The sequence below is a fragment of the Buttiauxella noackiae ATCC 51607 genome (genome assembly GCF_001654865.1).
GTDB classification, from domain to species: domain Bacteria; phylum Pseudomonadota; class Gammaproteobacteria; order Enterobacterales; family Enterobacteriaceae; genus Buttiauxella; species Buttiauxella noackiae.
Window position 1 is genome coordinate 20,801 of record NZ_LXEO01000057.1, and the last position, 13,401, is coordinate 34,201.

Consider the following 13,401-nt stretch of genomic DNA (forward strand, 5'->3'; position numbering starts at 1 on the left):
GTGCGCACGTGGTTGCATAATCGATTTCGGGCGTATCACCCATTCCGTCGTGTCGTTTCAGTTCTGCGTTTTTCCTATGACCAGACAGCGATAAGACATGTGGTGGTGGCCATTAAACAGGCATGGATGATCCTGCCATACCATTCACGATACATGTTCGAGATTTACCCCGAGTTTAAGAACCCACCATTATGAATCTTACCGAATTAAAGAATACGCCGGTTTCTGAGCTGATTACTCTCGGCGAAAATATGGGGCTGGAAAACCAAGCCCGTATGCGCAAGCAGGACATTATTTTCTCCATCCTGAAGCAACATGCGAAGAGTGGTGAAGATATCTTTGGTGACGGTGTACTGGAGATATTGCAGGATGGATTTGGTTTCCTCCGCTCTGCAGACAGCTCCTACCTCGCCGGTCCTGATGATATCTACGTTTCTCCCAGCCAAATCCGCCGTTTCAACCTCCGCACAGGGGATACCATCTCCGGTAAGATTCGCCCGCCGAAAGAAGGTGAACGTTACTTTGCACTGCTGAAAGTAAACGAAGTCAACTACGACAAGCCGGAAAACGCGCGTAGCAAAATCCTGTTCGAAAACTTAACCCCGCTGCATGCTAACTCTCGTTTACGCATGGAACGTGGTAACGGTTCTACCGAAGACTTAACTGCACGTGTACTGGATCTGGCATCGCCAATCGGTCGCGGTCAGCGTGGCCTGATTGTGGCGCCGCCGAAAGCCGGTAAAACCATGCTGCTGCAAAACATTGCGCAGAGCATTGCTTACAACCACCCTGATTGTGTGTTGATGGTTCTGCTAATCGACGAACGTCCGGAAGAAGTGACCGAGATGCAACGTCTGGTTAAAGGTGAAGTTGTTGCTTCTACCTTTGATGAGCCAGCATCTCGCCACGTTCAGGTTGCCGAAATGGTTATCGAGAAAGCGAAGCGTCTGGTTGAGCATAAGAAAGACGTTATTATTCTGCTCGACTCGATCACTCGTCTGGCACGTGCGTACAACACCGTTGTACCTGCATCAGGTAAAGTATTGACTGGTGGTGTGGACGCTAACGCCCTGCATCGTCCAAAACGCTTCTTCGGTGCTGCACGTAACGTAGAAGAGGGGGGTAGTCTGACTATCATCGCTACAGCGTTGGTTGATACCGGTTCTAAAATGGATGAAGTTATCTACGAAGAATTTAAAGGTACCGGCAACATGGAACTGCATCTGGCGCGTAAAATCGCTGAGAAACGTGTGTTCCCTGCTATCGATTACAACCGTTCAGGTACACGTAAAGAAGAGTTACTTACTACCCAGGAAGAACTGCAGAAAATGTGGATCCTGCGTAAAATCATCCACCCAATGGGTGAGATTGATGCAATGGAATTCCTCATCAACAAATTAGCGATGACGAAAACCAACGAAGACTTCTTTGATATGATGAAGCGCTCGTAAGTAACAAAAACTCGGGGAACGCCACGCTTAGACGTGGCGTTTTTCATTTCTGGTATATACGATATAGCTGTAATGATCGCGGCTAAGCACATATTGTGGCAAGGAATGCCATCATGTTATTTGCAGCAACGCTGGATGGTGTTGTTTGAGTAATAACCAGGTTATTCAAGGATTAGATGTATATAACCATTGGACGGGGTAGACTTCAAATAAGTTGTCCTTGACCTTTTATTTTGCAGAGAGCTTGCACTGTGAATTTAATCACCGCTGGAACTGACCTGGTTTGTATTTTCTTGTTCACCACCATTTTTCTTTTTTTTGCGCGCAAAGCGGCGAAAAAAATTGGTCTGGTAGATAAACCCAACTTCCGTAAACGCCACCAAGGGCTCATTCCTTTGGTCGGGGGCATTTCGGTTTATGCTGGGATCTGTTTTACTTTTCTGATTGCTAATTACTATATCCCGCATGCATGGCTTTATTTGATATGTGCTGGAGTGCTGGTATTTGTCGGTGCTCTGGATGACCGCTTTGATATCAGTGTAAAAATTAGGGCTTCGGTTCAGGCTTTAATCGGTATTGTGATGATGGTTGTCGGGAAATTGTACCTGCTCAGTCTAGGGTATATTTTTGGCTCCTGGGAAATGGTTCTTGGTCCATTTGGTTACTTTTTGACCTTGTTTGCGGTTTGGGCCGCAATAAATGCTTTCAACATGGTTGACGGTATTGACGGTCTACTGGGCGGACTTTCTTGCGTATCATTTGCGGCAATGGGGATCATTCTTTATTTCGATGGACAATTGAGTCTGGCGATGTGGTGCTTCGCAATGATTGCTGCCATTCTGCCTTATATTCTTCTAAACCTTGGGATACTTGGTCGTCGTTATAAAGTTTTTATGGGTGATGCGGGGAGTACTCTTATTGGTTTTACCGTCATCTGGATCTTGCTTGAAACTACGCAGGGCAAAACCCATCCTATTAGTCCTGTCACCGCATTATGGATTATTGCTATTCCGTTGATGGACATGATTGCCATCATGTATCGCCGACTACGCAAAGGTATGAGTCCCTTCTCCCCAGACCGCCAGCATATTCATCATTTGATCATGCGTGCCGGGTTTACTTCTCGGCAAGCATTCGTACTTATCACAGTTGCTGCAGCTCTGCTTGCTTCAATTGGCGTAGCGGCTGAATACATGCATTTCATTCCGGAATGGGTGATGTTGGCATTATTCTTGCTTGCATTTGTTCTCTATGATTACTGCATTAAACGAGCCTGGAAAGTTGCTCGCTTTATAAGACGTCATAAACGTCGGCAACGTAGAAATACCAGCAGCATTTCTTAATTCTGAATGTAATTGGGGAAGTGATGAAACAAAACGTGCCAGGAAATAACCCGGGAATGGTAGACAACGAGTTGGACATTCGTGGTTTGTTCCGGACACTGTGGCAAGGAAAGCTGTGGATTGTTGGTCTGGCAGTGTTGTTTGCGGCCATTGCATTCATCTACACCTTCTTTGCCAGGCAGGAGTGGAGTGCTAACGCGATAACCGATCGCCCAACAGTTAACATGATGGGTGGATATTATTCGCAACAGCAATTCCTACGTAATCTTGATGCTAAAGCTAATATGGTTTCCGTCGATCAGCCCTCAGTGATGGATGAAGCCTATAAAGAGTTCATCATGCAGTTATCTGCATATGATACTCGTCGTGATTTTTGGCTACAGACTGATTATTACAAACAGCGTCAGGTTGGCAACAGTAAAATTGATGCCGCTCTGCTTGATGAACTGGTTGATAATATTCAGTTTTCAGCTGGTGATGCCACGCGCAATATCAGTGATAGCGTGAAACTTATTGCAGAAACAGCTGCTGATGCGAATAACTTGTTGCGCCAGTACGTCGCTTTTGCCAGCCAGCGTGCTGCGAGCCATCTAAACGAAGAACTGACGGGCGCCTGGGCTGCACGTACAATCCAGATGAAAGCACAAGTTAAGCGTCAGGAAGCGGTGGCTCAGTCAATTTTCGACCGCAAAGTGCACAGTGTGGAACAAGCGCTGAAGATTGCGCAGCAGCAAAATATTGCAAAGAGTGAAACTGAAGTTCCTGCCGATGAGTTGCCTGATTCTGAAATGTTCATGTTAGGACGCCCTATGCTGCAAGCTCGTCTTGAAAGCCTGCAAGCTGTCGGTCCGAGTTACAGCATCGACTACGACCAGAATCGAGCCATGCTGGCGACTTTGAACGTTGGGCCAACGCTTGATGCGCGTTTCCAGACATATCGCTATTTACGTACCCCTGAAGAACCTGTGAAGCGTGATAGTCCACGCCGGGCATTCTTGATGATTATGTGGGGTATGGTTGGGGCCCTGATTGGCGCGGGTGTGGCATTAGCTCGCCGTCCAAAATATTTGTAACGCCCTTACCCGGTGAAGGCTCGATGGACGGCCTTCACCTTTTTTAACAAAAGAGAATTGCTGTGAAAGTGTTAACTGTTTTTGGCACGCGCCCGGAAGCTATTAAAATGGCTCCTCTGGTTGATGCGTTGGCAAAAGACGCGTTTTTTGACGCAAGAGTATGCGTGACAGCGCAGCATCGTGAGATGTTGGATCAAGTGCTGAATTTATTTTCTATCGAGACGGATTATGATTTAAACATCATGAAACCGGGGCAGGGACTTACGGAAATTACCTGCCGCATTCTCGAAGGACTGAAGCCGATCCTTGAATCATTCAAGCCTGATGTTGTGCTGGTTCATGGTGATACTACGACTACAGTTGCCACTAGTCTTGCCGCATTTTATCAGCGCATTCCTGTCGGTCATGTTGAAGCAGGTCTGCGTACTGGCGACCTTTACTCTCCGTGGCCGGAAGAGGCGAACAGAACTTTGACCGGGCATTTGGCTATGTATCACTTCGCCCCAACCGAGAATTCTCGACAAAACTTATTACGTGAAAATATCAGTGACAATAAGATTTTCGTCACCGGTAATACGGTGATTGATGCGCTGATTTCTGTTCGCGATCGCGTACTTGCCGATGATGCTTTGCATAGTTCTCTTGCGCAGTGTTATCCATTCCTGGATAGCAGCAAAAAGCTGATTTTGGTCACTGGCCACCGTCGTGAAAGCTTTGGTGATGGTTTTGAGCGCATTTGCCACGCACTGGCACAGATTGCCAAAGAAAACAGTGACGTCCAGATTGTTTACCCTGTGCACCTGAACCCGAATGTCAGCGAGCCTGTGACGCGCATTCTTGGCGATGTCAAAAATGTGGTGCTGATTGACCCACAAGAATATTTACCGTTTGTCTACTTGATGAACCATGCATATCTGATTCTGACTGACTCAGGTGGCATTCAGGAAGAAGCACCGTCATTGGGTAAACCGGTGTTAGTCATGCGTGATACCACTGAGCGCCCTGAAGCCGTTGATGCAGGAACCGTTCGTCTGGTCGGTACGGATACACAAGAAATTGTTCGCCAGGTTACGCGCTTATTGAAAGACGAAAATGAATATCAAGTTATGAGTCGCGCACATAATCCTTATGGTGATGGCAAGGCTTGTGAGCAAATTTTGGCTGCATTGAAAAAGAATCAGGTGACACAACAATGAGTTTTGCAACCATCTCTGTTATTGGTCTGGGTTATATTGGTTTACCAACTGCGGCGGCATTTGCTTCAAAACAGCGAAACGTTGTCGGTATCGATATTAACCAACATGCTGTAGACACCATTAATCGTGGTGCTATTCATATTGTTGAACCAGACCTGGATAAGGTGGTTAAAACGGCTGTAGAAGGCGGATTTTTGCGCGCCAGCACACTGCCTGTTGAAGCTGATGCTTTTTTAATTGCAGTGCCAACGCCTTTCAAAGGCGATCATGAACCTGACATGGTTTTTGTTAAAGCAGCAGCGGAATCTATAGCACCAGTGCTAAAAAAAGGCGCTCTGGTGATTTTGGAATCAACTTCTCCAGTTGGCTCCACCGAACAAATGGCGGGTTGGTTAGCGGATCTGCGTCCTGACCTGACCTTCCCTCACCAGGCTGGTGAAGCGGCAGATATTAATGTTGCCTATTGCCCTGAGCGTGTGTTGCCGGGCCAGGTGATGGTTGAGCTTATCAAAAACGATCGCGTTATTGGCGGCATGACGCCCGTTTGCTCTGTTCGTGCCAGCGAGCTTTACAAAATCTTCCTTGAAGGCGAGTGCGTGGTGACGAATTCCCGCACAGCTGAAATGTGCAAACTAACCGAGAATAGCTTCCGTGATGTGAATATCGCATTCGCCAACGAGCTATCGCTGATTTGTGCGGCTCAAGAGATCAACGTATGGGAGTTGATTCGTCTGGCTAATCGCCATCCGCGAGTCAATATTTTGCAGCCTGGCCCGGGAGTTGGCGGGCACTGTATTGCCGTTGACCCCTGGTTTATCGTTGCTCAAAACCCTGAACAAGCGCAGCTGATTCGCACTGCACGTGAAGTCAACGATGGCAAACCACACTGGGTAGTAAACCAGGTGAAAGCAGCTGTCGCAGATTGTCTGGCAGAAACGGGTAAACGATCGAGTGAAATTACTATTGCCTGCTTTGGCCTCGCGTTTAAACCCAATATTGATGACTTGCGTGAAAGCCCTGCCATGGAAATCACACAGCTTCTGAGCAGCTGGCATAGCGGTACAACACTAGCCGTTGAGCCAAATATCCATGAGTTGCCGAAAAAACTGAGCGGACATTGTGAGTTAGCCACGACAGAAGAGGCTCTTGAACAAGCCGATGTGCTGGTGATGTTGGTCGATCATCAATCCTTCAAGGCGATTCCGGGTACGCAAGTTCAGCAACGCTGGATTGTTGATACCAAAGGGGTCTGGCGCTAGGTTCTGCCAGCAGCGGGTGAAGCCGATGACCACCTTCTCCATTCCTGTTCACGCCCGGATTGAATCTCTTAGTTGGGAAAATCAATTCTTTGCGGTCAACAGCGGAATCCTTCGTATTAAAGATGGTGCGCCACTGCTTACGGCGCAACGTCTTGATACCTTTTCCCGTGTACAGGCGAAAATATCCGGCCAGCAAATCGTCTTGCTGGATGGTTTGCAACTGCTCGGATTTAAGCTGGTTGAAGGAGAAGTTGACCTTGCACTGGCAGTTGGCACGCAAAATGCTGCGACTTCTGTAGAGCTGGCAACAAGTGCTGATATTCCTGTTTTGCGAGATTTGGCCGCTAAAATTTTTACACAAAGCCGCTTTCGTGCACCCTGGTATCAACCCGCTGACAGTGGTCGTTTTTACGCGCAGTGGGTTGAAAACGCTGTGCTGGGCACCTTTGACCATGAATGCCTGTTGTTGAGGAACGGTGGCGCGATTCAGGGCTTTGTGAGCATGCGTCAACTTAATGAGAGCGAGGCGCGTATTGGTTTGTTGGCAGGACGAGGTGTGGGTGGTCAGTTAATGGATGCCGCACGTTTTTGGTGTCAGCAACGCGGAGTAGAAACGCTGCGCGTGGCAACGCAAACCAGTAATACCGCAGCCCTGCGACGTTATATTCAAAGCGGTGCCAATATTGAAAGCACCGCCTTCTGGTTATACAGGTGAAAAAATGATCCCATTTAATGCTCCTCCAGTAGTAGGTACGGAAATCGAATACATGCAGGCTGCAATGGGTAGCGGCAAGCTCTGTGGTGACGGTGGTTTCACCCGTCGTTGTCAGCAATGGATGGAGCATCGCTTCGGCAGCAAAAAAGTTCTGCTCACACCTTCCTGTACTGCATCGCTGGAAATGGCAGCGTTACTGTTGAATATTGAACCCGGCGATGAAGTGATTATGCCGAGTTATACCTTTGTTTCTACTGCCAACGCTTTTGTGTTGCGTGGTGCAAAAATCGTCTTTGTCGATGTGCGCCCGGACACCATGAATATTGATGAAAAGCTGATTGAAGCGGCAATTACTGAGAAGACTCGCGTGATTGTGCCTGTTCATTATGCTGGTGTAGCTTGTGAAATGGACACCATAATGGCCATTGCCAACAAACATAATCTGTTTGTGGTTGAAGATGCCGCACAAGGCGTGATGTCGACCTACAAAGGCCGCGCATTGGGCTCAATTGGTCATATTGGTTGCTTCAGCTTCCATGAAACCAAAAATTACACGGCAGGTGGTGAAGGTGGTGCGACCCTGATTAACGATCCATCGTTGATTGAGCGCGCAGAAATCATTCGTGAAAAAGGCACTAACCGTAGTCAGTTTTTCCGTGGGCAGGTGGACAAATATACCTGGCGTGATATCGGTTCAAGTTACTTGATGGCCGATCTCCAGGCGGCTTATCTTTGGGCGCAGTTGGAAGCGGCAGAAAAGATTAACCAGCAGCGTCTGAAGCTGTGGCATGCCTATCATGATGCCCTGGCTCCGTTGGCAAAAGCCGGGCGCATTGAACTGCCTTCTGTTCCAAAAGACTGTGTGCAGAATGCGCATATGTTTTATATCAAACTGCGTGATATCGAAGACCGTAGTGCTCTGATCGCGTATCTGAAAGAAGCAGAAATTCTGGCGGTGTTCCACTACATCCCATTGCATGACTGCCCAGCGGGTGAGAAGTTTGGTTACTTCCATGGCGAAGATCGTTTCACCACTCAAGAAAGTGAGCGCCTGCTGCGCTTACCGCTGTTCTATAACTTATCTCCTGCTAACCAACGTACTGTCATTAATACGTTGTTAAGCTTCTTCTCCTGATATGTCGCTTGCGAAAGCCTCAGTGTGGACCGCCGGGTCCACATTGGTAAAAATCGCTGCCGGTTTGTTGGTGGTAAAGCTGCTCGCTGTGGCATTTGGGCCGAGTGGGGTAGGGCAAGCTGGAAACTTCCGTCAGATGGTTACGGTATTAGGCGTGCTTGCCGGAGCGGGCATCTTCAATGGCGTGACAAAATATGTCGCGCAGTATCACGACCAGCCTGAGCAACTTCGGAAAGTCATTGGTACATCGTCGGCGATGGTGATGGGCTTCTCCACACTGTTAGCCATCATCTTTGTCGTCGCGGCAAAGCCCATTAGCCTTGGCTTGTTCGGACACGAAGATTACCAGGGGCTGGTTCGTTTAGTCGCGCTGGTACAGATGGGCATAGCCTGGGCGAACTTGTCGTTAGCCATCATGAAAGGGTTTCGTGATGCTGCCGGTAATGCGCTGGCACTGATTGGTGGCAGTATTATTGGCGTGATTGCCTATTACCTCTGCTATCGCCTCGGCGGCTATCAAGGTGCGTTGTTGGGCCTGGCGTTAGTGCCTGCACTGGTGCTCATTCCTGCGGGGATTATGCTGGTTCGCCGCGAACACGTGCCGCTTAGTTATCTGAAACCGCAGTGGGATAAAGTGTATGCCAGCAGCCTAGGTAAATTCACCATCATGGCGCTAATCACCTCGGTGACACTGCCGGTCGCTTACGTGATGATGCGAAATTTGCTGGCGGCCCACTACAGTTGGGATGATGTCGGGATCTGGCAGGGGGTCAGCAGCATTTCCGATGCTTATCTGCAATTCATCACCGCCTCGTTTAGCGTTTATCTTTTGCCAACGCTCTCGCGCTTAACCAGCAAACATGACATCAGCCGTGAGATTGTTCGTTCCTTAAAGTTCGTTCTGCCCGCTGTGGCTCTGGCAAGTTTCACCGTCTGGCTGTTACGCGACTTCGCGATTTGGCTGCTTTTCTCGCATAAATTTATTGCGATGCGTGATCTCTTCGCCTGGCAGTTGGTAGGCGATGTGTTGAAAGTTGGCTCATATGTGTTTGGATATCTGGTGATAGCGAAAGCATCACTTCGCTTCTATGTTTTGACTGAAATCAGCCAGTTTGCGTTGTTGACTGGTTTTTCACATTGGCTTATACCTGCGCACGGTGCTTTAGGGGCTGCTCAGGCTTATATGGCAACGTATATTATTTATTTCACGCTCTGTTGCAGCGTTTTCCTCATTTATCGTAGACGAGCATGACAACACTGATTCACGTTTTGGGATCGGATATCCCGCATCATAACCAAACGGTGCTGCGCTTCTTCAATGATGCTCTGGCTGCCTCAAATCCGCATGCGCGCCAGTTTATGGTGGTCTCGAAGGACGACTCACTTTTGTCCTCTTTTCCGACTCTTCTTGTGACACTCTATCCAACGAAAAAAGCGTTGGCGCAGGCCGTTGTGGCAAAAGCGCGTGCCAATCGGCAGCAACGCTTTTTCTTTCATGGCCAGTTTAACAGCTCACTGTGGATTGCGTTGCTGACTGGTGGCTTGAAACCAGCTCAGATGAACTGGCACATTTGGGGCGCCGATCTTTACGAGGCCTCAAAAAGTCTCAAGTTTCGGGCGTTTTACTTACTGCGAAGAATTGCGCAGGGCCGAGTGGGGAGAGTGTTTGCTACACGAGGTGACCTGAATTATTTCCATCAGCACCACCCGCAGATTCCAGGGGAGTTAATTTACTTTCCGACGCGTATGGACCCGTCTCTTAATATTCTGGCCAACAGTGAAGAAAAAGTTGGCAAAATGACGATTCTGGTAGGTAACTCTGGCGATCGTAGCAACCAGCATATTGCAGCATTAAAAGCGATTCATACTCAATTTGGTGATTCGGTGCGCGTGGTCGTGCCGATGGGCTATCCAACCAACAATGACGCTTACATCAATGAAGTTCAGCAAGCTGGACTTGCGCTATTTAGTAAAGAAAACCTACATATACTGAAGGAAAGCATGGGCTTTGATGATTATCTGGCTCTTTTGCGCCAGTGCTCGCTGGGCTATTTCATTTTTGACCGCCAGCAAGGTATTGGCACACTTTGTTTGCTGATTCAGGCGGGTATTCCTTGCGTATTGAGTCGTAAAAATCCTTTCTGGCAGGATATGACTGAGCAGCATATTCCGGTGTTGTTTGCAGGCGATCTGCTTGATGAGTCGGTGGTGCGCGAAGCACAGCGTCAATTACGCTTACTGGACAAGCAACAGATTGCTTTCTTTAACCCTAATTATATAGACGGCTGGAAGCGGGCGCTGGACGTAGCATCAGGAGAAGCCGCATGAGTTTGCTGGAGTTTGGCGGTTTATTTGCGGTCTGGTTTTTATCAGTGATGTTCATTGGTATTTTAACGTACCAGGAATTCCGCCGGGTGCGTTTCAATTTCAATGTGTTCTTCTCAATACTATTTTTGCTGACGTTTTTCTTTGGCTTCCCCTTCACCTGTACGCTGGTATTTCGTTTCGGGGTCTCGGTTGTACCGGCAGATGTATTATTGCAAGCGCAACTCGCTGCCGTTTGCTTCTATGGTATTTACTATGTCGCCTACAAAACACGGTTGCGGGAGAAACGAACTACAGAGGTTCGGCGTCAGTTGTTTACTATGAACCGTGTTGAAACTCATCTGACATGGGTAATGCTGATGGTGGTGGCGCTGGTGAGTGTTGGCATCTTCTTTATGCATAACGGTTTTTTACTATTTAAGTTGCATTCATACAGTCAGATCTTCTCGAGTGAAGTGTCAGGTGTTGCGTTAAAACGTTTCTTCTACTTTTTCATCCCTGCGATGCTGGTGGTCTATTTTCTTAAGCAAGATGGCCGTGCCTGGATGTTTTTCCTGGTGAGCACCGTGGCGTTTGGTCTGCTGACCTACATGATTGTTGGTGGGACTCGGGCCAATATTATCATCGCGTTCGCCATCTTTTTGTTCATCGGTATTATTCGCGGCTGGATCTCGCTGTGGATGCTGGCGGCGGCGGGTGTATTTGGCATCGTAGGTATGTTCTGGCTGGCATTGAAACGTTATGGGCTTAACGTCAATGGTGAAGAGGCGTTTTACACCTTCTTGTACCTGACTCGCGATACCTTTTCACCCTGGGAAAATTTAGGGTTGCTGCTGCAGAATTACGACAAAATTGAGTTCCAGGGTCTGGCACCAATCGTACGTGATTTCTATGTCTTTATTCCGACCTGGTTATGGCCTGGCCGTCCGGGGATTGTCCTGAATAGTGCGAACTACTTTACCTGGGAAGTTCTTAACAACCACTCTGGTCTGGCAATTTCACCAACGTTAATCGGTTCACTGGTGGTTATGGGCGGCGTGTGGTTTATCCCATTAGGCGCAGTTGTAGTCGGACTGATTATTAAATGGTTCGACTGGTTGTATGACCTGGGTAATCGTGAGACCAACAGGTACAAAGCCGCCATTTTGCATAGTTTCTGCTTTGGGGCGATTTTTAACATGATTGTATTGGCACGTGAGGGATTGGACTCTTTTGTCTCCCGAGTAGTGTTTTTCATGGTTATCTTTGGTATCTGTTTGCTGTTTGCGAAGCTGCTTTACTGGCTATTTGATAGCGCGGGGTTGATACATCAACGTCTACGCCGTTCACCGCAAGCTGTTTCTGGCTCTCAAAATGTATCGCAGGGAATATCATGACAGAACTCACGACAGCCCCTTCTTATACGATTCGTGGCTTGAGCCTTTTGGGCTGGCGCGATATGCAGCATGCATTGGATTATCTCTACGCAGGAGGTTCGCTGCGTAGCGGTACGCTGGTTGCGATTAATGCTGAGAAAATCCTTACCGCGGAACGTGACCAAGAAGTACGAACGTTAATCGATAATGCAGAATACAAATACGCTGACGGTATCAGTGTGGTGCGCTCGATTCGCAAAAAGTTTCCAGGTGCCGTTGTGTCGCGCGTTCCGGGAGCCGATCTCTGGGAAGCTTTAATGCAACGTGCAGGTAGTGAAGGCACTCCTGTTTTCCTGATCGGTGGTAAACCTGAAATACTGGCGCAAACCGAAGCCAAACTGCGTAAGCAGTGGAACGTCAATATTGTTGGTAGCCAGGATGGATACTTTAAAGCCGAGCAGCAGCAGGCTTTGTTTGAGCGTATCCGGGAAAGCGGTGCCGCTATTATCACTGTAGCGATGGGATCACCGCGGCAGGAGCTCTTTATGCGCGATTGCCGCAAGGTTTACTCTGATGCTCTGTATATGGGTGTGGGTGGAACATACGATGTCTTTACCGGGCACGTGAAACGCGCACCAAAAATCTGGCAAAACCTGGGTCTTGAGTGGTTGTATCGTTTATTGTCGCAACCGAGCCGCATCACACGGCAAATAAAGTTGCTGCGTTATCTGGCCTGGCATTATACCGGTCGGCTATAAAATGCGGTTCGGCATCCTGTTAAAGTGAGTATTACGGCTGAATTTGGCTGGATAATCATCAGAATGTGCAAAGCGTAACCAAATGCGCATTTTATTTAAATAAGCACTAGACAGCTGAGCATGAAGCCCGTAATATCCGACCCCGCAACGGCGCTATGCGCCCGTAGCTCAGCTGGATAGAGCGCTGCCCTCCGGAGGCAGAGGTCTCAGGTTCGAATCCTGTCGGGCGCACCATTGATTGAATGGGGCCAGAGCTGCGGCGGTACTTCTTGTTAAGAAGGTGGACCGCGCGAAAAGATTTACAGTGGTGGCTATAGCTCAGTTGGTAGAGCCCTGGATTGTGATTCCAGTTGTCGTGGGTTCGAGTCCCATTAGCCACCCCATTAATTTAGTGATATTGCGAAGGTGGCGGAATTGGTAGACGCGCTAGCTTCAGGTGTTAGTGTTCTTACGGACGTGAGGGTTCAAGTCCCTCTCTTCGCACCATCTCTAAGTTGAAAGCAGTAAGATGTAAATGCAGTATTTCGGCGAGTAGCGCAGCTTGGTAGCGCAACTGGTTTGGGACCAGTGGGTCGGAGGTTCGAATCCTCTCTCGCCGACCAAATTTAGAAAAGACCAACCTTCGGGTTGGTCTTTTTGCATTTGTAGTTTATAGAAAAAGAGAATCTCCGAAGAAGGTTTGAGCCGAGCGAAGTGAGACAACGTTGCTTTAGCTACGGCCTGTAGGGTAACCCCTCTCTCCCATTCAATTTGAAAAAGCCAACATTCGCGTTGGCTTTTTTGCATCTGCT

At 48.3% G+C, this 13,401-nt stretch carries 11 protein-coding genes and 4 tRNA genes; all 15 read left to right on the forward strand.

Translation table 11 applies throughout. The annotated features are described in order from the left end of the window. The first annotated feature begins 191 nt into the window (after positions 1-191). The 15 genes from rho (at position 192) to M979_RS18430 (ending at position 13,212) form a co-directional block, all read left to right on the forward strand. Positions 192-1,451, forward strand: coding sequence for a transcription termination factor Rho (rho, locus tag M979_RS18360; RefSeq protein WP_034461716.1), 1,260 nt, complete (start codon positions 192-194; stop codon positions 1,449-1,451). A 251-nt stretch (positions 1,452-1,702) separates the two neighbouring features. Further along, positions 1,703-2,794, forward strand: coding sequence for a UDP-N-acetylglucosamine--undecaprenyl-phosphate N-acetylglucosaminephosphotransferase (wecA, locus tag M979_RS18365; protein WP_064555972.1), 1,092 nt, complete (start codon positions 1,703-1,705; stop codon positions 2,792-2,794). A 23-nt stretch (positions 2,795-2,817) separates the two neighbouring features. After that, entirely contained in the window at positions 2,818-3,867 is a 1,050-nt protein-coding gene (gene wzzE / locus M979_RS18370; RefSeq protein ID WP_064555973.1) for an ECA polysaccharide chain length modulation protein, read from the forward strand. A gap of 62 nt (positions 3,868-3,929) precedes the next feature. Then, positions 3,930-5,063 (forward strand): non-hydrolyzing UDP-N-acetylglucosamine 2-epimerase, encoded by a 1,134-nt coding sequence (wecB, locus tag M979_RS18375; protein ID WP_034461710.1) that lies wholly within the window; start codon positions 3,930-3,932, stop codon positions 5,061-5,063. After that, on the forward strand, positions 5,060-6,322 hold the full coding sequence (wecC, locus tag M979_RS18380) for a UDP-N-acetyl-D-mannosamine dehydrogenase (protein WP_064555974.1): 1,263 nt from the start codon (positions 5,060-5,062) through the stop codon (positions 6,320-6,322). The genes wecB and wecC overlap by 4 nt, the downstream gene beginning before the upstream one ends. A gap of 40 nt (positions 6,323-6,362) precedes the next feature. Then, on the forward strand, positions 6,363-7,037 hold the full coding sequence (gene rffC, locus M979_RS18385; protein WP_064555980.1) for a dTDP-4-amino-4,6-dideoxy-D-galactose acyltransferase: 675 nt from the start codon (positions 6,363-6,365) through the stop codon (positions 7,035-7,037). 4 nt (positions 7,038-7,041) lie between these two features. After that, a complete protein-coding gene (rffA, locus tag M979_RS18390; RefSeq protein WP_034461705.1) occupies positions 7,042-8,172 on the forward strand; it encodes a dTDP-4-amino-4,6-dideoxygalactose transaminase in 1,131 nt (376 codons plus the stop codon). 1 nt (position 8,173) lies between these two features. After that, positions 8,174-9,424: a lipid III flippase WzxE gene (gene wzxE / locus M979_RS18395; protein ID WP_064555975.1), complete on the forward strand. Its 1,251-nt coding sequence runs from the start codon at positions 8,174-8,176 to the stop codon at positions 9,422-9,424. Then, positions 9,421-10,500: a TDP-N-acetylfucosamine:lipid II N-acetylfucosaminyltransferase gene (locus tag M979_RS18400; RefSeq protein ID WP_064555976.1), complete on the forward strand. Its 1,080-nt coding sequence runs from the start codon at positions 9,421-9,423 to the stop codon at positions 10,498-10,500. The genes wzxE and M979_RS18400 overlap by 4 nt, the downstream gene beginning before the upstream one ends. Next, the gene (gene wzyE, locus M979_RS18405; protein ID WP_064555977.1) at positions 10,497-11,873 is read left to right on the forward strand and encodes an ECA oligosaccharide polymerase; all 1,377 of its coding nucleotides are present in this window, start codon (positions 10,497-10,499) and stop codon (positions 11,871-11,873) included. The genes M979_RS18400 and wzyE overlap by 4 nt, the downstream gene beginning before the upstream one ends. Beyond that, a complete protein-coding gene (gene wecG, locus M979_RS18410) occupies positions 11,870-12,610 on the forward strand; it encodes a lipopolysaccharide N-acetylmannosaminouronosyltransferase (protein WP_064555978.1) in 741 nt (246 codons plus the stop codon). The genes wzyE and wecG overlap by 4 nt, the downstream gene beginning before the upstream one ends. Before the next feature lie 157 nt (positions 12,611-12,767). Then, positions 12,768-12,844, forward strand: a tRNA-Arg gene (locus M979_RS18415). Positions 12,845-12,917: 73 nt separating this feature from the next. Further along, positions 12,918-12,993, forward strand: a tRNA-His gene (locus M979_RS18420). Positions 12,994-13,009: 16 nt separating this feature from the next. Further along, positions 13,010-13,096 (forward strand) — tRNA-Leu (locus tag M979_RS18425). 39 nt (positions 13,097-13,135) lie between these two features. Next, positions 13,136-13,212, forward strand: a tRNA-Pro gene (locus tag M979_RS18430). The last annotated feature ends 189 nt before the right edge of the window (positions 13,213-13,401 follow it).